The 18801-nt window shown below is 35.5% G+C and carries 21 protein-coding genes and 1 tRNA gene; 1 reads left to right on the forward strand and 21 read right to left on the reverse strand.

Annotated elements, in window-relative coordinates:
- Window positions 1–9: 9 nt before the first annotated feature.
- From B0A65_RS16310 to B0A65_RS16375, 15 genes are all read right to left on the reverse strand, one after another.
- Entirely contained in the window at window positions 10–627 is a 618-nt protein-coding gene (locus B0A65_RS16310) for a nuclear transport factor 2 family protein (protein WP_074662896.1), read from the reverse strand.
- 111 nt (window positions 628–738) lie between these two features.
- The gene (locus tag B0A65_RS16315) at window positions 739–1305 is read right to left on the reverse strand and encodes a Crp/Fnr family transcriptional regulator (protein ID WP_074662893.1); all 567 of its coding nucleotides are present in this window, start codon (window positions 1303–1305) and stop codon (window positions 739–741) included.
- 9 nt (window positions 1306–1314) lie between these two features.
- Entirely contained in the window at window positions 1315–2193 is an 879-nt protein-coding gene (locus B0A65_RS16320) for an aldo/keto reductase (protein WP_074662890.1), read from the reverse strand.
- 38 nt (window positions 2194–2231) lie between these two features.
- On the reverse strand, window positions 2232–3221 hold the full coding sequence (locus B0A65_RS16325; protein ID WP_074663116.1) for an amidohydrolase family protein: 990 nt from the start codon (window positions 3219–3221) through the stop codon (window positions 2232–2234).
- A gap of 35 nt (window positions 3222–3256) precedes the next feature.
- Window positions 3257–3664, reverse strand: a complete 408-nt coding sequence (locus tag B0A65_RS16330; protein WP_074662886.1) for an OB-fold protein — start codon at window positions 3662–3664, stop codon at window positions 3257–3259.
- A 54-nt stretch (window positions 3665–3718) separates the two neighbouring features.
- On the reverse strand, window positions 3719–4690 hold the full coding sequence (locus B0A65_RS16335; RefSeq protein WP_074662882.1) for an aldo/keto reductase: 972 nt from the start codon (window positions 4688–4690) through the stop codon (window positions 3719–3721).
- 101 nt (window positions 4691–4791) lie between these two features.
- Window positions 4792–5217: a helix-turn-helix domain-containing protein gene (locus tag B0A65_RS23310; protein ID WP_074662878.1), complete on the reverse strand. Its 426-nt coding sequence runs from the start codon at window positions 5215–5217 to the stop codon at window positions 4792–4794.
- 288 nt (window positions 5218–5505) lie between these two features.
- Entirely contained in the window at window positions 5506–5667 is a 162-nt protein-coding gene (locus B0A65_RS23315) for a hypothetical protein (protein WP_207556445.1), read from the reverse strand.
- Window positions 5668–5742: 75 nt separating this feature from the next.
- Window positions 5743–7497 carry a CocE/NonD family hydrolase gene (locus B0A65_RS16345; RefSeq protein ID WP_074662875.1) on the reverse strand — a complete coding sequence of 585 codons (1755 nt, stop codon included), beginning with the start codon at window positions 7495–7497 and terminating at the stop codon, window positions 5743–5745.
- Window positions 7498–7602: 105 nt separating this feature from the next.
- Complete coding sequence (locus tag B0A65_RS16350) at window positions 7603–8475, reverse strand: helix-turn-helix domain-containing protein (protein WP_074662872.1); 873 nt, start codon at window positions 8473–8475, stop codon at window positions 7603–7605.
- 53 nt (window positions 8476–8528) lie between these two features.
- Window positions 8529–9125, reverse strand: a complete 597-nt coding sequence (locus tag B0A65_RS16355) for a TetR/AcrR family transcriptional regulator (RefSeq protein WP_074662871.1) — start codon at window positions 9123–9125, stop codon at window positions 8529–8531.
- Complete coding sequence (locus B0A65_RS16360) at window positions 9122–9682, reverse strand: TetR/AcrR family transcriptional regulator (protein WP_074662869.1); 561 nt, start codon at window positions 9680–9682, stop codon at window positions 9122–9124. The genes B0A65_RS16355 and B0A65_RS16360 overlap by 4 nt, the downstream gene beginning before the upstream one ends.
- Window positions 9683–9780: 98 nt before the next feature.
- Complete coding sequence (locus B0A65_RS16365) at window positions 9781–11079, reverse strand: TolC family protein (RefSeq protein ID WP_074662866.1); 1299 nt, start codon at window positions 11077–11079, stop codon at window positions 9781–9783.
- Window positions 11080–11091: 12 nt separating this feature from the next.
- Entirely contained in the window at window positions 11092–12672 is a 1581-nt protein-coding gene (locus B0A65_RS16370) for a DHA2 family efflux MFS transporter permease subunit (RefSeq protein WP_074662864.1), read from the reverse strand.
- A gap of 25 nt (window positions 12673–12697) precedes the next feature.
- A complete protein-coding gene (locus B0A65_RS16375) occupies window positions 12698–13747 on the reverse strand; it encodes an HlyD family secretion protein (RefSeq protein ID WP_074662861.1) in 1050 nt (349 codons plus the stop codon).
- A 128-nt stretch (window positions 13748–13875) separates the two neighbouring features.
- Here B0A65_RS16375 and B0A65_RS16380 point away from each other — a divergent pair, with 128 nt between their 5' ends.
- The gene (locus tag B0A65_RS16380; RefSeq protein WP_074662858.1) at window positions 13876–14325 is read left to right on the forward strand and encodes a MarR family winged helix-turn-helix transcriptional regulator; all 450 of its coding nucleotides are present in this window, start codon (window positions 13876–13878) and stop codon (window positions 14323–14325) included.
- 95 nt (window positions 14326–14420) lie between these two features.
- Here B0A65_RS16380 and B0A65_RS16385 read toward each other — a convergent pair whose 3' ends face one another.
- The 6 genes from B0A65_RS16385 to B0A65_RS16410 all read right to left on the reverse strand — a co-directional run bounded on the left by B0A65_RS16385 (window position 14421) and on the right by B0A65_RS16410 (window position 18701).
- Window positions 14421–14861, reverse strand: a complete 441-nt coding sequence (locus tag B0A65_RS16385; protein ID WP_074662857.1) for a Zn-ribbon domain-containing OB-fold protein — start codon at window positions 14859–14861, stop codon at window positions 14421–14423.
- 19 nt (window positions 14862–14880) lie between these two features.
- Window positions 14881–16155, reverse strand: a complete 1275-nt coding sequence (locus B0A65_RS16390; protein WP_074662854.1) for a thiolase family protein — start codon at window positions 16153–16155, stop codon at window positions 14881–14883.
- A gap of 204 nt (window positions 16156–16359) precedes the next feature.
- Complete coding sequence (locus tag B0A65_RS16395) at window positions 16360–16953, reverse strand: Crp/Fnr family transcriptional regulator (RefSeq protein WP_074662852.1); 594 nt, start codon at window positions 16951–16953, stop codon at window positions 16360–16362.
- A gap of 294 nt (window positions 16954–17247) precedes the next feature.
- Window positions 17248–17310: a hypothetical protein gene (locus tag B0A65_RS23700; RefSeq protein WP_083370516.1), complete on the reverse strand. Its 63-nt coding sequence runs from the start codon at window positions 17308–17310 to the stop codon at window positions 17248–17250.
- A gap of 11 nt (window positions 17311–17321) precedes the next feature.
- Entirely contained in the window at window positions 17322–18326 is a 1005-nt protein-coding gene (locus B0A65_RS16405) for an IS3 family transposase (protein WP_083370507.1), read from the reverse strand.
- A 290-nt stretch (window positions 18327–18616) separates the two neighbouring features.
- Window positions 18617–18701: transfer RNA gene (locus B0A65_RS16410), tRNA-Ser, on the reverse strand.
- Window positions 18702–18801 lie beyond the last annotated feature (100 nt).

The raw sequence follows: 18801 nt of genomic DNA on the forward strand, positions 1-18801 counted from the left end.
TTTCTAATTTTAAGAATTTAACCAATCTTCAGATTCCTGATATAATTTATCTACCATTTCCGGTTTGTCAATTCCTGGTAAATTCAGATCAACAGGATGTCCATTTTTACTTAAACAATAAGACATATTAGCATAACTTGGTCTGAATTTGGCAATTTCTTCTTTTGGAATAATAATGCCATCAGCAGGCGAAACAGGAACCAAAGCATCTTTTTCATAAATCCCGTCCATTGAAATGATAGACCAAAGACCATCTGTTTTTTGTGTTTTATATAAAAGTTTTACGTCAGAGCTAAGTTCTAATAAATGTCCCTGAATTTCCATTCTCATCTGAATTTTAGCCATGGTAATAGAAACTGCTTTGTCATCATTCAACCAAATTAAAGTGTCGTATATTTTGTGAGGTGCATACGTTGCCATTTTGCTTGAAGCATCTACAAAACCATGTCCTGAGCCTTTATACCATGAAATTGTTACCGTTGAATTTTCTGCAAAACATTTTTTCATTTCTTCCCATTGGGCATTGTCTCTGCAAAAGCGTTCGAATTCTATCAACTCTTTGATACTGAATTTGTCAATTACGTTTTGAGTCGTATTTTCCGAAGGTTTTTTTAATAGAATTTTCATAATCCTGAAGTTTAAATTTTGTTATTTCAACTATCCGTTTTTTATCTGATGATTAATTAAGACAAAATTACACCGACACAAAAACCTGTGCATTGACAAATGTCAAAATCGTTATTTTGATTTCAATCGGCTTAAGGTTTCCTGAGAAATGCCTAAATAGCTAGCGACAATTTTATTGGAGAGGCGTTGAATGTAATGTGGTCTTTCTTTTAATAGTTTTTCATAACGTTCTTTGGCAGATAAGGTTACCAAATCTTCGATTCTGTTGTTTTGAAAAGCAAATGCTAATTCTAAAATTTTTCTGTAAAACAATGCCCAACTCGGAATTTCGTCCAAAAGCCTAAAAAAATCAGTTTGAGACATCGATAATAATTCTGAATCTTCTAAAGCATCAATATATTCAACAGAAGGTTTTAGATTAATAAAACTGGTAAGTACTGTAACTGGTGTATTATCAAAAGAAATTAATCTTGTTTTTTCCTGGCCTTCCTCGGTGATATAATAAGTTCGCATACAGCCTTTTTCTAAAAAATAAAATTTGTCGCAAACTTCTCCCTGAGCTAAAATGATTGTATTTCGTTTTACATTATAAACAGAAATGCAGGACATGATTCTATTCATATCCTGCTCATTAATTTCTGCTAATTCAGTAATAAAATCTTTAAATATATCTGTCATATTAAATTTTTATTCTAAAAATTCCATGTCTTCCTTAGTCAACGAAAGATTTTTTGCTTTTATATTTTCTGAAAAATGCGCTAAAGATGAAGTTCCCGGAATTGGTAAGATCCAAGGCGATTTGTGTAAAAGCCAGGCAATGTTCACTTCAGTTTCAGAGACATTATATTTTTGGGCAATTTCAGCAATGCGATTGTCTTTTTTGCCAATAGCATGCACTAATGAAAAATATGGAATTAGCGGAATCTTATTTTGCTCGCAAAGCGCTAAAACTTCTCCACCGCCATAAGTATCTCCAAAATTATTTTTCATCGAAGTTCTTTGCGCATGTCCGTACATGTTTTCAACGGTGGCGATATTTCCCATTTTCAAAGCAGTTTCAACGTTTTCAACACTAACATTGCTTACTCCTACATGCAATATTTTCCCCTCTTCCTGCATTTTGAACATAGCTTCCATACTTTCTTCAAAATTCATATGACCGTGCATAGCCCTAAAATGTACAAGCGTTACTTGTTCAATTTTTAAGGTACGCAAGTTGTTTTCTATGCTGGTACGCAAATTTTCTGGCGTGTTATATGGAATCCAGCTTTTGTCTGGTTTTCGGGTACAGCCCACTTTTGTACAAATGACCAAATCATCCGGATAGGGATATAAAGCTTCAGAAATTAAACGGTTGGTAACATCTTCGCCGTAATAATCTGCGGTATCTAAAAAATTGACGTCAGAAGCTACAGCCTGTTTAAGGATTTGTAATGCTTCGGGTCTGTTTGCGGGCTCTCCGTAAATACCTTCTCCGGTAAGTCGCATGGTTCCGTATCCTAAACGATTGACTGTAATTGGGTTTTTGCTGTTTGAACCTATTGTTATTGTTTTTGCCGTATTCATAAGATTTTATTTTTGTTGCTGTTTTTTGTTTTTTGGAATTATAAATTCAATAATTTTTCAGCGTTGCCATGTGCAATTTTTTCTTTATCGCTTTCGCTAATTGGTGCGTTTTCGAGAAAAGCCCGGGCACCTTCATTACCAACATAAGGATAATCTACAGAAAACATAATTCTGTCGGCTCCCATCATTTCAAGGGCACATTTAAATAAAGGCATTGTAAACATACCACTTGGCGTAATGTGTACATGATTACGATAATAATCAGAAATATTGCGATCTAAACGAGTTAACTCTTGCGGCATTTGCTCGTCCATTCGATCTAATAAAAAAGGCACCATTTCGCCCCAATGACCTGTAATCATTTGTAAGTTAGGATATTTATCAAATGTTCCATTCAATATCATGTGAACGATATGAATACCAACTTCCATATGCCAGCCCCAGCCCGAAGCTGCAAATCGTGCACTAACATCCGGATTTTTGCAATTGTAATAGATATCACGTACTGATTTCATAATTGTTGTTGGATGCAGATAAATTGGAACTTTTAGTTGATTTGCCATTTCCAATATGGGAATAAATTCATCCTCGTCCAGAAACTTATCATTAGTCGCTCCGCTGATCATGGCGCCTTTAAAACCTAATTTGGTAACCGTTCGTTCTAATTCTAACGCAGCGGCTTCTGGATTTGTTGTAGGCAATGTGGCTAAGCCAACGAGACGAGTTGGATTTGCTTTAACAGCCGCCTCCAATTCATCGTTAACGGCTATTGCAAGGGGCACAGCTTCTTGTGGTGCTATAAGTTGTATGCCCGGACCGCCAATGCTTAAAACCTGCATGTCGATACCGTTTGCATCCATTTCCGCAATTCTAATAGGCCCCAAATCAGTCATTTTATCAAAAGAGGCATTACTGGAATAATTACTGTAGGCGGCTCTGTGGCTCGGTGCCAAACGTTCTATGATATCTGCTGACGCTTTGGCAATTGCCGGATTTATAAAATGTTCTTCTAGTGTTATGATTTTCATTTTTATTTTTTTAGGAAGTAAATTAAAATGATGTATTATTCTTGTATAATCTGACATTCCTTAACAACCAAAATACTTTCTTTGTAAAGATCACGGGCTTCTCCGGTAATCACAAGTGTTTGGCCTTTAGAGAATTTACGTAGCTTAAGATAGTCCGAAACGGGTAATACACAAAGTGCCATTGAAGCACCATCTTTTTTGTCTGATAGTTCTATAGAAGGCAAGGCATAAATGTCCGGACCAACATAAACTGCAATACCCTTTAACGTTACTTTTTTATTCTTATATAATTTTTCAGCTTTGCTTCTGTCATTTACAAAAGCATCTTGTAATTCTTTTACGGGAATAATTTCTTTTGGATCCATATTGTTTAAATCTTTTGAATAAATGATTCCATAAATCAATACTAATGTGACTACGGCAATGATTTTATATTTATACATTTTCTTCGTTTATTTGTTAATTAATAAAGTTTAAATCTTCGATCATTTAAGAAATTAAGAAGCAACTACTTTTAGTAAAGCATCAGGATAGCGTTCGCCTTTAAAAACTCCAATTCCAAAAGTTTCATTAAGCAGTTTATTTTCTTCTGAGGTTAATTGGATAGACTCTACCAGATTGATATTTTTATCGACCCTTTTGGTACTGCTCATTCCAACAATCGGAATAATATCATCGCCTTGGTGCAATGCCCAGGCAAGAGCTAAATCTCCGGCTGTAATTCCTTTTTGAGAAGCTATATCTTGCAGTTTTTCTACTAATTTTAGATTGTATTGAAGATTTTCTCCCTGAAATCTTGGAAACATATTTTTGTAATCTTCTTTTGGAAGCGGTCCCGATAAATTCCCTGTCAGTAATCCGTAACTCAATACAGAATACGGAATAAGGCTTGCGCCAATTTTACGAACTTCTGGAAGTATTTCTTTTTCGATAAAACGAGTTGCTAATGAATATTCAATTTCAACAGCAGTGACAGGATGTACAGCATTTGCTCTTCTGATTTGATCGGCATTCACTTCAGATAATCCTAAACAACGCACTTTTCCTTCCTGAATTAAATCTTTTATAGCTCCGACTGATTCTTCGATTGGAACATTAGGATCGATTCTCGCAATCTGATAAAGATCAATTTCATTAACTCCAAGTCGGGTTAGCGAATAAGCGCAGAAATTTTTAATGGCATTTGGTCTTCCGTCAAAGCCAAGAAAGTGACCCTGATAGTTTCTTAAAGCACCAGTTTTAACGCTGATAAATGCTTTTTCACGACGATTTTTTATAGCCTCGCCAATGATTAATTCATTCATTCCCATTCCGTAAAAGTCAGCGGTATTTATGAAATTAATGCCAGAATCTATGGCGTACTGAAGTGTTTCTATGGTTTGTTGTTTGCTTTTTTCGCCTACTTCTCTTGTACCAATTGCAATAGGAGAAATGTCAATTCCTGAATTGCCTAATTTTCTTGTATTCATAATACTTTGAATTTAATATTTATCTTACAAAGGTATTTGTTTAAAGAAAGATGGGGAAGGTCTGGACAACGGGGAAACTGTTCTAAATATCGTTTTTTATTTTAAAGACTTTTGCGATATTCTAATGGACTCATACCTGTACTTCGTTTAAAAAATTTTCCAAAAAAGGTTGCTGAAGCAAAATTTAAATATACAGAAAGTTCTGAAATATTCAAAGATTTTGTTTGAAGCAGCACTTTAGCTTCCAGACAAACCATTTCGCTAATGATCTCACTAACAGTTTTTCCGGTTTGATCTTTTACAACTTGTGAAAGATGTTTTGGTGTTATGAAAAGTTTTTCGGCATAAAAATGAACCTCACGATGTTTAGTGAAATTTTCAACTAATAGTTCTTTAAATTTCTCTGTTAAATAATATCCTCTGGAATAGGAATTATTCTCGATATTGGTCTGATTTTCGGGAAAGCTTTCTAATTCTAAAAGTAATATGCGTAATAAACTTTGAATGCTTTCAAATTTATTAGGCAAATTAGATTTGTTCTTCTTTTCTATATGATTAAAGTAGGTTAGAATAATTTCTAATTTTTCAGGATCTAAAAGTAAGGCGTGTTTGCCATTGCTTTTGAAAAAGGAAAACTTCTTTAAAAATTGTGCATCTGTTAATCCTGAAACGGCAAAATCTTCTGTAAAAAAAAGACTTGTAGTTTCTATTTTTTCTTCTTTAAGTTTCCATTCCCGTATTTCGTCAGGAGCTATGAGGACAATGCAAGGCGCTTTTAGGGAATAGTTTTCTAAGCCTACAGTAAAATCAGCTTCTCATTTTTGAACAAGTCCAATGCTGTACAATTCAGAGCGATGTGGTTCAAAATGACGTTTAGGCGTTATTTCCTGCGATTTAAATAAAAAATTTTTATGCTCAAAGTCAAGACCAAATTTCTCTGTAATATCAACGGTACCAACTTTTTTTATTTCTTTCATTATGATCCTTTAAAGTGAAATGGAATATAATAAAGATAACTCCTTTCAAACGAAAGGAGTTACCATTGTAATATTTTATTTCATTAAAGGCATTTGCAAATAACTTGCATATTTGCCGCCAGTATGCAGAATATGAATTCCTTTGTTGTTTGGTGTACAGCCTGGAGTTCCCGGCATAACAGAACCAATTTCGTCTTTACTGCTTATCATTACTCGCAGTGTTTCGCCTGAATAATAAATCAAACCAAGTGGACTAAGAACAATATCTAATTCTACGATTTCTTTTGGCGAAAGCTTTTCTACTCGGTCAAAACTGTATGCAGGTACTTCGTCTGTAGAAAGTTTTGGATCTAAATGTCTGTGTGATGCGCGTAAACGCCCACTCGCACCTTTGTAACGCAATGCAGAAGCTCCGTCTTGTGTAAAATCCTGTAAAGCAGCGTTGCGGTTTGGTACTACAAATTCGCTTAATACATTACCTAATTTGTCAATTTTTTGTACCCAAACAAATATATCCATATCGTCTGCATTTTCTGCTTCCATAAAAAGTTTCACTTTCGGATAACCTATAAAGGTAGTGTCCTTATCAAATACAGTCTGGAACGATACACGAGCTGGCATAGCTTCAGGGAAATAACGCAGTGGAGTTTCATTTTCATCTGCAGTCAATTGTAGCGTTCGTGTTTTTCCATTCAAATAATAACGTTGTAATTCTGATTCTTTTGGTGGAAAAGTTTCCGAAGTAAGTCCGGTACGATTACCACCATGAAAATCTAAAATTGAATATTGTACGGTTGGTGTTTTTTCCCATCCATTTTGTTTTCCAAGCAAATAATAATCAAAGAATTTACGAAGTTCTTCCGTAGATTCTTTAGCATAATAATCCGGCCACTCCTGAGTATCATGAATACGCATCCATTTTTCTTTAGAACCTATCGAACGCCAGGAACGGAAAGTTCCCATTGTATGTAAGGTATTAGAATAACTTGCTACAATATAGGCTGGAATGGTAATTTTAGAAACATCGGCTACTTTGTCTTCCCACAAATCGCAATTTGCTAGGGGATAAGCTTCTAGTTCGGCCACCATATCTTCTCGCTTTGCACCTGTAGCACTTACGTGATTTACCTGCAGGCGATGAAGGAAATTCGGATCCGGAATTCCGCCAATGTATGCTAAATCACGATATGCATCCTGTAAACCTTCAACTGGGTTTATACAAGTAAGATGCGGCGGTTGACCTGCAGCAATAAACCATTGCGAAAAAGCCAAATATGAAGTTCCGGATAATGCTGTTTTCTTGTTCGACCAATCTTGTGCTGCCAACCATTCGATAAGATCGTAACAATCCTCGGCTTCCTGTGAACCAATCATCGTAATATCGCCTTCGCTGTGTGCAATTCCACGCGCATCAGGATTACAAACCGCATAACCGTGCTGAACCCAATATGCCGGATCTGGTGCTTCAAATTTTGTTAGGCCAGAACCCCATGCATTTCCCATTCCAAGCATATTGAACAAACCTACATAACGAGGCGCTGTTCCTGCACTTTTTCCGTAAGGACTCCATGCAATCAGAGTAGGAACTTTTTCTTCAGTAACAGGCAGATAAACATCAGTATAAATTGTGATTCCATCACGCATTTTTACAGGAACATCTTTCAGAAAACGAATATCACAACCAAGAGATTTAAAGCCGGGAGCTATTTGTTCTCCCTTTTTTAAAATGGTTTCTTTGGTTTCAAATGGGCTTAATACTCCGTGCTCAATTCCGTTGTCAATGTATTCAAATGCTGGTTTGAAAATCATTTTTTCAGCTATATTATTCATATCTATATAATTTTTATGTTATTCAATTAATTTAATAATACAAATTTATGAAAGAATAATCCTAAAAATATAAACGATTCAAACCAAGAAGTATAAAATTCAAACTTAATGGTCGCGATAAAATTTAGGAATATTGCCAGTCATCTTTTTAAAAAAATTACTAAAATAGTTAGCATATTCAAACCCTAAGATATAAGCAATCTCAGAGATACTCCAATCGGCATAGCGCAGTAGCGTTGTGGCTTCGGCAGTAATACGCTCTGCAATTATAGTTGTTGTTGATTTTCCTGTAACTTCTTTAACAGCACGGTTAAGATAATTTACGTGAATAGAAAGTAAGCTAGCGAAATCTTGTGCGCTCTTCAGTTTTAAAGGTTCATTTAGATTTTCTATTGGAAATTGACGCTCCAACAGATCCATAAAATGATTAACGATTCGTAATGAAGCACTGCTGGATTGTTTAAAATTTTCTGCCGGACGCATTTGTAATGCGTCGTGAATGATTAGTTCAATGTAAGTACGCATTAAATCGTCCTTGTAGAGATAATCTGTTTTGTCGCTCGTAATCATAGTGTTAAAAAAACCTGTAATCTTTTTTTGTTGCTCTTTGTTAAGTTTAAAAGCGGGATTTGAGTTAAGTTCAAACAAAGGTGAGTGCTGCAAGTTTTCCAGTCTTTCTAAAGGTTTGATGAATTCTTCTGTAAAAACACAGGAATAACCTGTCTGCTTTTCAGAAATTATCTCAGTGGCATAAGGTATACGAGAATTAGCAAAAAAAAGATACACTCCGTCAAGATGAATAGTTTGATCATCGTAATGTATTTTACTATTTCCTATGCTAAGAAGTATTAGATAGAAATGACGACGTCCGAAAGCTGAGGTGCCAGTTTTTGTAACTTTATTCCATGTCACTTTGAAGCCTCTTTGCTTCAGAACCGATTTTAATGCAGGGTTGGCAAATTCTCTTGTTGCTTTCATACAAATATAAAAGTACAAAAATCAAACAAACAAGAATATGCTTTTCCAACTAATTAATTTAAAAGCTTTGTCAATTGTTTCTCTAATTCATTTATTCCCTTAGCTGTCGCCATTGATCTTATATGGTATTCGAAAAGTTCGATCTCTTCTCTAATAAAATCTTTTTGAGAATGTGATTTTTCTTTAATTTGAAAGAGGAGTTTGTAATAAAAGAAGACATACAATTCTATATTGATATTCTTTCGGTATAAATCCTCATTGATACCTTTTTTAATGTTTTCTCTAAAATTCACAAGATATCGTTCTTTTTCTCTGTTTATAATAGTATAATAAATTTCAGGATAATACACTTTTAACTCGTAAATTGAATGAGTATCAGAAGTTTTAAAGAGATCAGAAAACATTTTTTTTATTTCAAAATTTTCTTCAATAGCATTATAATTTTTTGTTTTGATAGCATTTATGGCATCGCTAATATAGTGGCTTAATAATTTTGTACTTTCAATAATTAATTCCTCCTTGTTGTCAAAGTGGTTGTAAAGTGTTTTTTTTGAAATGCCTAAATTTATTGCTATACAATCCATAGTTACGGTTTTAAAACCAAGAGTTAAGAACATATCAATTGCTCTTAATTTTATTTTATCCTTCATAACATAGTATTCAGATAGTTATATAATAGCACAGAAATATCGGCCAGATGATTATCTTTAGTATCAAAGGTTTCAGAAGTCAAATCTTCCCATAGCAAAACCATAAATGAATTGTACAAATAAATATTTCTGCCAAACCATTTTTCTTCAGGATCAGTCCCTTGAATAACTGCAAGAAACGTAGTATAATGCTTTTCTTTTATCTTTCTTATTGTTTTATTTATGTCTCTACCAGCATCGAGCATTTGCAGCTGAAGTACCAATTTACAGACATTCCTAAGTTTTTTTGAAATGTCAAGAGTATTATGGATGAAATCGTACAATTTTTTTTCAGGATAATTGCAAGATTTCTCCATGTCTTTATCTATCATTTCAACAGCAACAGAAAGGTTATGAATTATTTCAAGCAACAAGTTTTCCTTACTTGTGAAATAGTAGGTTATCATGGCCACATTTACGTTAGCATATTTTGCAATATCCCTTATCGTAGTAGCATGATATCCTTTGCTTGAAAATAAAAACGCTGCGGCTTCCTGTATGATTTCTTTCTTATCCAATGTTCATCACTATTAATATCTGTGTATTGCAAAAGGGGACGTCATTACTGAAGTCCCTTTGCCTTTTAATTTATGAAACAGCATATCTTAAAAACCTATTATTGCCAGTAATTAAGTCCTGTAATACGTGCAAGATTATATTGTCCCACACATAATTGATGTTCGTATTGCAGGGTTGTCAGTTCTGCGCGTTGTACATTTGTACTTGCATTGGTAAGTTCTAAATATGTCCCTATTCCGTTTTTATAACGACTTTGTGCTAGTTTTTGAGCTTCAAGGGCTTGTTCGGCCTGTTTTTTTGAATTAATGATACTTGAACTACTGCTCTCGATATCTATTAGGATTTCTCGAATATCCTTCAAAAATGTGTTTTCTAATGTTTCTTCGGCATATTTAGATTCCTGAAGTGTACTTTTTGCAATGTTAATTTCCTCCTTGTATTTTCCACCTTCGTAAATAGGAATTTTTAGTGTTACACCGGCATTATAATTATATCTGAAATCATCAATATCTGGTGTATATCCATTTGTATATCCTGTTGCAGCATTAAGTATTATTGATGGTTTTGACTTGCTATGACTCAGTTTAACTTGCGCTTCCGCCTGTTTTACCTGATCTCTGATAAGATCAAATTCAGAGTTGTTTTTTTTAGCACTTTCTAATGCCTGCTCTGCGGTGCTTTGAGTAACGGCCGGAAATTCAAAATTAGAACTGTTTGTTTCAATTTTTTTGCCTGTCGTATATTCCAAAAGCGCAATCTGTTTATCAAGAGCATTTTTTAATGCAATTTTATTGTTGTTTTCCTGATCAACACTCGATTGAATGGACAATACATCGTAACGCAAAGCATCGCCATTTTTAAGTTTTATTTCGGTGTCTTTTTTATTTTCTTCTAAAAACTGAATCACACTGTTTTCAATAGAAATAGCTTTTTTTAGATAGACGACCTGATAATAAATATCAGCAACCTGAAAGGCAACTTCACTTCTGTAAAAATCAAGATTATGTTTTGCTGATTCCAGTTCTGATTTCTTCATGTCAACCGAAGCCTTAACAGCACCAAAATCCCAAAGTGTGTAACTCGCATTTAGCATTGTACTGTATTTATTATTAGGCATAATCTTGAAAGCCGAAACCTGATCGCCGCTCACAGCACTGATTTCTGAAACCGGATAGCTGTAACTGTAAGATCCCTGTGCATTCAGTGTTGGAAGTCCACCTGATTTTGCTAGCTTCACACGATGTTCTCCAGTGTTTACTGTTTCTTGTAGTTCTTTAAATTTTGGAAAATAACCAAATGAGGCATTAATTAACTGCTTAAGATCGCCCGTGTTTTCCTGAGCACTTGCAGATGTTGTTATGATGAGTATAATTAATATACTAAATATTTTTTTCATGATGTTTTAAAATTAGTGGGCAGCGGTGGCTACTTTTGCCCTGGTTTCTGCATCCATATTTTGATTTTTTAGCAAAAGCATAAAAGGGATGCTACAGATAAAAAAGGCAGAGATTAGTAAAAATCCGTCCAGATAAGCGAGCATTTGTGCCTGTCCGGCGATTGAACGTTCTAAAGAACCTACCGCGAGATTTTGTGCATTGAGAGGAGCAATTCCTTTTGCCATAAAACCTGCTGCATATTGATGTAATCGTTCAATCATCAAAGGATTATTTTCCTGAAGGTTAGAAACCAAATCCATTCTGTGTGTAGCAGAACGGTTTGTAGCATAGGTATTCATAATTGCTATTCCAAATGCTCCACCCAGCTGACGACACATATTATTTAAAGAAATTCCGTATGGCATATCCTGAGGTTTTAATCCCACAACGGCTTGAGTGAGAAGTGGTACTGTAAGGCATCCTGAGCCCAAACCTCTGCAAAGCTGGCTCACGATAAACCACCATTTATCTGCACCTGGAGCAACCTGAGAACAGGTATAGCCGTGAAGTACAAAAAAGGCAAATCCCATAGTAACAAAATATACCGGTTTGATTCCTTTTCCTAATCCGATACCAATTAAGGGCATAGCGAGAAGTGATACCAGAGCTCCCGGAATCATGGCTAAACCTGCGTCTGTGGGAGTATAACCCATAGCTCTCTGAACCATTACCGGAAATAAATAGGCTGAACCAAAAAGCCCAAAACCACACACGAAGGTTAAAATATTACTTCCTGTCAGGTTTCTGCTTTTCATCACTTTTAAATTAATAACAGGCGATTTTGTTCGCAGTTCCCACCATATAAAAACGGTCAGGCCAAGTATTGCAGCCGCAGTTAAATAACGGATCATTTCATCTTCAAACCAATCTTCAGATTGTCCTTTTTCTAAAACATATTGCAGCGCTCCAATTCCTACACATAGGGAAATAATGCCTATATAATCAATGGATAATGATTTTCTGTCTATTTTGAATTCATCAGGTTTTTTCTCTACAAAATACCAGGTTAGTATGGCAGCAAGAATTCCCACAGGAATATTGATGTCGAAGATCAATCCCCAATGATAATTATCGACGATATATCCACCAAGTACAGGGCCAATTGTAGGACCAATTACGATACCCATACCAAATATCCCTCCGGCAATTCCTTTTTGCTCGGGTTTGAACTGGTCAAAGAGAATTCCTTGTGAAACTGACAGTAAAGCACCTCCGCCAATTCCCTGAACAAATCTCCAGAAAACAAGCATCCATAAGGATGAGGAGTTTCCACACATATAGGAAGCCAAAGTGAAGAGTAATATGGAAGTCAAATAATAATTTTTCCTTCCAAAATAACGGCTTAAAAATCCGGTTAGAGGAATAATGATAACATTGGCAATACCATAAGCAGTAACAACCCACGAGGCATCTTCTACCGTTGCGCCCAATGTACCGCTGATATTGGTAAGTGCTACGTTTACAATGGAAATATCAATAAGTTCCATAACAGCGGCCGTAATACTGGTAATAATAATCAGTATTCGAACTATTTTGCTTTTTTCAGTTTCCATTTAACGATGTATTGAAATTTTGAAACTACTTAACTTTAACATCTACTTCTGCGCTTAATCCTGCTTTTAGTATTCCTTGTAATTGCTTAAAATTATCAATAGCAATGATAACAGGAACACGCTGCGTTACTTTTACAAAGTTTCCAGTTGCATTATCAGCTGGCAAAAGGGCAAACTTAGCTCCGGTCGCATCGCTGAAATCTGTTATTTTTCCTGTGATTTTAGTATCAGGAAAACCATCAACAACAATTTCTGCCGGCATGCCAATTCGCATATGTTCTATTTGAGTTTCTTTGAAATTTGCTGTGATCCAATATTGGTCGTTATTAACAATGCTAAACAATTGTTGACTGCCTTGCACATATTGCCCTTTTTTAAGGTTTGATTTTCCAATCTTTCCACTTGTTGGTGCGATAATTCGAGTGTAAGACAAATTAAGTTTTGCTTTTTGAAGAGCAACTTCACGCGCTGCAATTGCGGCTTTTGCATGTTCTATTTGTGCATTGGCACTTCCGGTCTGTCTGCTAACGGACTGTAATTTACTTTTACTTGAAGCAACCAGTTTAAGTGCAGTTTGATAAGCCGACTGGCTTCTTTCAAGCTGTCTTAAAGTAATAGAGCCTTCCTTATATAATGATTCGTCTCTGGCCAAATCACGTTTTGCCTGCTGCATTCCTACTTCGTCAAGACTAATACCTGCCGATGCCACATTTTTGTCTGATGAAATGGTAGGAAGGAGGGAAGCTGCGTTTGCAAGATCAGCTTTTGCAGCCAGAAGATCGGCCTCAGCCTGTTCAACAGCTAGTTTGTATTCACTTTGATCAATGACAGCAAGTAATTGCCCTTGTTTTACATCCTGATAATCGCGGAGTGAAAATTCAGATATATATCCCGGTACACGGCTAATCACAGGAACAGAATTGGTTTCGATCTGGGCATTATCTGTGCCTTCGTAAGTGGTGGAATGTATAATTTTAGTAATGCTAAAATAAGCAACGCTTATAACAACTATCGCAATTAGCAGCAACTTAAGCGCTTTAGGCGACTTTGAATCTTTTTGTTCTTCAGGTTTCATAGATTAATATTTTAATGGTACAAATGTAAACTAAGTTGACAAATAATCGTCAACTTAGTTTACATTTTTTTTTATTTTTTTTTATTTTTTGTGATAGCGATACGACATATAATTATTAATTTTACCTTATGGAAGACAATGATGAAACAGACAGAATGATTTTTAAAGTCATTTATGTTTTTAGAAAAATACTGGAACAACGCGCTATCAACAGGCATTTGCATACTGAAAGTTGGCTCAATATTACCCATGTGCCTTATATTATGAATATAGGTACTAATGGAATTTCTAATACCGATTTGGTTTTTCAGATGAAAGTTTCCAGACAGGCAGTCAGCAAAATTTTGAAAGAGATGGAGCAGGAGCAGCTTATATACACAAGCAAAAATGAAAGTGATGCAAGAACTTTGTTAATCAATCTTGCACCAAAGGGCAAAGCTTTATTTAATACCGTTAAAGTGGATGCTAAAGAGCTTTCTGGGGAATATAAAAAAATTCTGGGACCTAAAAGATATGAGGCAATGCTTGATAGTCTTCTTGAAATTGTTGCTTACCACGAATCACTAGAAAAAAAATAATACACTTATTCATAACAAATAGAATTTTAAAAGTTTGTAAAAAACGCAAAATGGCCAGTATATCTGCTGGCCATTTATATTAAATTTCTATACAATTATTCTGTTGGAATTTTAAAGCCAACTGCCTTGAACCCACCGGCCATTTCAATAAAATGAACTGGTGCCACGAAAGGTAATTTACCTTTCCACTTCTCTAAATTATCTTCGTTAATGCCGTATAAAGCTGCGTGAAATTCATGTGTACCATTTGGGAACTTTCCGATCGAGATACAGTACGGTGTTTCTTTATCAGCAAAAAAATCATTTGCTTTACGAAAAGTGTAATCGCCCCCAACGCTCGAATCCTCAAAACGAATTTCGTTAATTATTGCTTCATTTCCCATTTCTGTCCAATCAACTTCGGTACTTCCACATACTTGGCAGATTGGTAATGGAGGCCAGGTCACGTCTGCGCACTCTGGGCATTTCATTCCGAGAATTTTGTTTTCTTCCAAACTCTCATAATATGTTTTTAATATTGGTCTTAATTTATACATAATCTTTTTTCCTTTGTTATTAAAAATCAGCTTCCAGTACTATACCAACGGTCGTATGACCGCCACCCATGCCGCGTACTAAGCAGCGTGCAACTTTTTTATTGACCTGACATCCACCTGCTTCTCCACGCATCTGCAAAATAGCTTCACTAATCATATTGATACCTGAAGCTGCAAAAGCATGTCCAAAACTAATATCACCGCCATGGGGATTGATAGGTCTGTCACCATCATAAGCTGTTCGGCCTTCCAATTCATATTTGTAGCCTTCACCATCTGGTAAATAGCCAAAAACTTCTGCACTGTCCATTTGTTCGCCAGATGTCATTACGGTAGTAATCATTAAATCAAGATTGTCTAAATCGGTTCCGTTTTCAACAAGTGCATCTTTCACATCAACATTCATCTGATGAAAACAAAAAGGATATCGCTGCGTGTTGCTTGAACTCGCATAATCGACCACATTGATTGTTTTTTTACTGAATTTTTCAGCAATATCAGCAGAACAAACAATGATAGCACCGGCAGCTACATTGTGCAAAACGCTGCCGCTTTTGCGGATGTACTGGGTAATTTTCGGATTATATTCAGAACGCATATAGTCTAAAACATCATCATAACCATTTTCTTTTGCGGTTTCTGCAAATTCCTTACGTTCACAAGCACGAGGGTTCTGTGCTGCTCCACGACGTAAATTTACCGCCATAGCATTGTAGGCATCATCCAAAGTTTCTTCAGAAATACCGTGCTTTTTGATGTATAGTTTGCCGTGTTCTTCCGTTAGTAAATTGTCACTTACACCATCAAATCGATAATAAGTGGTATCAAACAAAGCACGCCCGGGATGCCACCAGGCGTCATATTCTCTAATAGGTTTAATTCTGAAAGCAGGCTGTTCACGCGGAATAAAGTGCTTTGGCGATTCAACACCTGCTACCATTACGATATCATATCGGCCAGATGCAACAGCATCGCAGGCCTCCACAAATGCCATGTAACCACTGGCACAAGCCTGTTCTATATGGACGATTGGTTTACCGCGCAAGCCAGCCCATTCCATCATACTTCCGACAGGGGCAAGAACATTACCGCCGGTTTGGAAATTAGCCATATGCGCATAGACAACTTTGTCAATATCTTTAGGTTTTACACCTGCATCTTCCATCGCCTGATGACACGCATAAGCCCATAATTCATAAATAGATAATCCATCATATTCAGGATCGTCAAAATAACGCTGTCCTAGGGTACTTGTACCAATTACTGATACAGGACGAGACAATTTCTTAGTCATACTTGTGGTTTTATAATTAGTAAAAGTTTCTTGATTGCTGCAAATAGACTTCTATCTGCTGTGAAGCTGCTTAATATTATAAACAGGGAAATTGATTGTAAAATTTTAAATTCGACAATGAGTACTTCTGCCAATCAAGACAATATTATGACGTAAAAAAATCGTTTTACTTGAATTAAGACAAGAAAAAATGAATGAAAAAACTTATTTTTGAATTGTTCTGCGCTTGAGTTTGCTGAACCATGCGGGAGTGATTCCCATAAAGCTGGCAATATCCTGAGATTGAAACTGACCAAATATAAAACTGTAGTGCTTTAAAAACCATTGAAAAAAGTCAATACTTGAAAGTGCAATGAGATGATTTTGAATAAGATGATGGGTCTGAAGCTGTTCTATTGTAGTTAGGAATGTAGTTTTAGCTAAGAAAGAATATTTCTCAACGCAATAAATAGCAAAATCACGATTAAACTCAACTAGTTGTGCATTTTCATTTGCAATAATATAATAAGATAAATCGGAGCTTTCCTTTTCGGTAACAGAACTGCCAATCATTGGAAAAAAAGTCTCGGTATGGAACATTGTTGCGCGGTCTTCACCCTGAGGCGTAGTAATGAAGCGTACCAAACTGCCTTCGATAATGACAAAAGTTTGGTTCTTTTTTGTATAGTTAGAAAAAAGTATTTCTCCTTTTTTTAGCTTTATAAACTGGGCATTATTTTGCAGTTCCTCAAGAAATTCCTCGGGAAGCTGATTTTTAAACTTCAGTCGAATGGGTTCAATAATGCCATTAGGAAGCATAGATTGTTCTTTGAAAAATTAATACAGAATGCTGAAGAACAAAAGTAGATAATTTTAAAGCATTTCAATTTTATATTGAGTTCACTTTGCATTATTCTTTTGCACTTTGTATTTTAATTGTACTATTCCCTAAGACATTATTCAATGCTGGAAATTTAATTTATGGAATTGCAATTAGTAAAATATTTCATCTAAGAATTGTAGTTTCCTATTAACAAATAAGGTGTTTATTTTGGAATTCTTCTATTGTTAAATTGCCTATAGCGGAATGTCTTCTGCATTTATTATAAAAATTTATAATATAGTCATAACTGACTTTTGTGCTTTTTTTATCGTTTTATACTTGTTTTGATAAATTAATTCTGTTTTTAGTGTCTTGAAAAAACTCTCTGCGACTGCATATCATAGCAGTTGCCCTTTCTACTCATGCTTTGGGCGATCTGGTTACTTTTTGTCAAGAGGTGGACAAAATCTTTACAGGCATACTGTATTCCTCTGTCTGAGTGAAATATTAATTTCTGATTAATGGTTAAGGGGCGATTGCGCAGCGCTTGTTTAAAGGCAGTAATAGTGGTGTCAATTGCTTTCATTGTTTTACTTAACGACCAACCTATTACCTTGCGGTCAAACAGGTCTATAACAGCAGTAAGGTATGCCCAGCCTTTTTTAGTTCGAATATAGGTTATGTCCGATACCCACACCTGATTTTGGTTACGGACTTTAAAATTCTGATTTAATAAATTCGGTGCTACTGGATATATAGTGGATGAGATTGTAGTTCTTTTAAATTTTAATTTTGGAATCCTGGGCATATTATTTTCCAGCATTATCTTTCCAACAAAAGATCGGCATGCTTTTATGTTGATAGAAGATAACTCTTTGGCTATTCTTCGACTTCCGTACCTGCCTTGACTCCAATGGTAAATTCTTGAAATCTCTGATGATATAAATACTTTACGTTCCGCTCTGCTTGTAGGCAGTCCTTTTAACCATTTATAGTAGCTGCTGGGATCTACATGAAAAATTTTGCACATCTTGAATACAGGAAATTTATCTGCGTTCTCTCTGATAAATTGATATCGTAATCGTCTTTTTTGTGTAAGATATCCGGCACCTTTTTCTAGAATATCCCGTTCGATCTTGATGTTTTTAATTTCCTTTTTTAACCTTAATATTTCTTTTCTGTTCGTATATGAATCAGACGATTCCTGAAAGGCAAGTTTTCCATCCTTATAGAGTTTCTTCCAATGCTGCAGGCTGTGTTTATTAATTCCTAGCTCTTGGGCTACACGATCTATACTTTTGTACTGGTTGCTAAGTGTGACCGCACAGATTTTAAATTCCAATGGCCACCGTTTTCTGGTTTCCTGCATTTTTTCAGATTTAGATGTTATTCAATTTATTGAAGAGTAATGTATTCTAAATTTCTAACTCAAAGCGCGCTGAATTATTTTTTAAAAACAGCCTTAAGTTTTTGTGGCAAAAAAGGTATCCACTCCATTGAAAATGCGCCACGAATGCGCCACAAAGATTTTGTTCGATTTTATAAATATTGAAAAGCGGTATAAAAGAAAAAACCCTGCAAATCGTTTGATTTGCAGGGTTTACCGCTCTTTTTGGCCTTTTTTTGAAAACTTTGAAAAGTCTCTTTTTTAGCCTTCAGCGGAGAAAGAGGGATTCGAACCCCCGGACCTGTTACAGTCAACAGTTTTCAAGACTGCCGCATTCGACCGCTCTGCCATTTCTCCAGTATGCTGCCATCATTTTCTGATTGCGAGTGCAAATATAAGGGGTTTTTTCGATTGTGAAAATTTTTTTGGAATTATTTTGGATCAACACATATTGTTG

Source organism: Flavobacterium frigidimaris (assembly GCF_002217275.1).
Taxonomy (GTDB): Bacteria; Bacteroidota; Bacteroidia; order Flavobacteriales; family Flavobacteriaceae; genus Flavobacterium; species Flavobacterium aquidurense.

What these genes read in the sequence shown, in the direction of transcription:
- B0A65_RS16310 (WP_074662896.1), bottom strand. Translation starts at nt 627, where the DNA reads ATGAAAATTCTATTAAAAAAACCTTCGGAAAATACGACTCAAAACGTA.
- B0A65_RS16315 (WP_074662893.1), bottom strand. Translation starts at nt 1,305, where the DNA reads ATGACAGATATATTTAAAGATTTTATTACTGAATTAGCAGAAATTAAT.
- B0A65_RS16320 (WP_074662890.1), bottom strand. Translation starts at nt 2,193, where the DNA reads ATGAATACGGCAAAAACAATAACAATAGGTTCAAACAGCAAAAACCCA.
- B0A65_RS16325 (WP_074663116.1), bottom strand. Translation starts at nt 3,221, where the DNA reads ATGAAAATCATAACACTAGAAGAACATTTTATAAATCCGGCAATTGCC.
- B0A65_RS16330 (WP_074662886.1), bottom strand. Translation starts at nt 3,664, where the DNA reads ATGTATAAATATAAAATCATTGCCGTAGTCACATTAGTATTGATTTAT.
- B0A65_RS16335 (WP_074662882.1), bottom strand. Translation starts at nt 4,690, where the DNA reads ATGAATACAAGAAAATTAGGCAATTCAGGAATTGACATTTCTCCTATT.
- B0A65_RS23315 (WP_207556445.1), bottom strand. Translation starts at nt 5,667, where the DNA reads ATGAAAGAAATAAAAAAAGTTGGTACCGTTGATATTACAGAGAAATTT.
- B0A65_RS16345 (WP_074662875.1), bottom strand. Translation starts at nt 7,497, where the DNA reads ATGAATAATATAGCTGAAAAAATGATTTTCAAACCAGCATTTGAATAC.
- B0A65_RS16350 (WP_074662872.1), bottom strand. Translation starts at nt 8,475, where the DNA reads ATGAAAGCAACAAGAGAATTTGCCAACCCTGCATTAAAATCGGTTCTG.
- B0A65_RS16355 (WP_074662871.1), bottom strand. Translation starts at nt 9,125, where the DNA reads ATGAAGGATAAAATAAAATTAAGAGCAATTGATATGTTCTTAACTCTT.
- B0A65_RS16365 (WP_074662866.1), bottom strand. Translation starts at nt 11,079, where the DNA reads ATGAAAAAAATATTTAGTATATTAATTATACTCATCATAACAACATCT.
- B0A65_RS16370 (WP_074662864.1), bottom strand. Translation starts at nt 12,672, where the DNA reads ATGGAAACTGAAAAAAGCAAAATAGTTCGAATACTGATTATTATTACC.
- B0A65_RS16375 (WP_074662861.1), bottom strand. Translation starts at nt 13,747, where the DNA reads ATGAAACCTGAAGAACAAAAAGATTCAAAGTCGCCTAAAGCGCTTAAG.
- B0A65_RS16380 (WP_074662858.1), top strand. Translation starts at nt 13,876, where the DNA reads ATGGAAGACAATGATGAAACAGACAGAATGATTTTTAAAGTCATTTAT.
- B0A65_RS16385 (WP_074662857.1), bottom strand. Translation starts at nt 14,861, where the DNA reads ATGTATAAATTAAGACCAATATTAAAAACATATTATGAGAGTTTGGAA.
- B0A65_RS16390 (WP_074662854.1), bottom strand. Translation starts at nt 16,155, where the DNA reads ATGACTAAGAAATTGTCTCGTCCTGTATCAGTAATTGGTACAAGTACC.
- B0A65_RS16395 (WP_074662852.1), bottom strand. Translation starts at nt 16,953, where the DNA reads ATGCTTCCTAATGGCATTATTGAACCCATTCGACTGAAGTTTAAAAAT.
- B0A65_RS16405 (WP_083370507.1), bottom strand. Translation starts at nt 18,326, where the DNA reads ATGCAGGAAACCAGAAAACGGTGGCCATTGGAATTTAAAATCTGTGCG.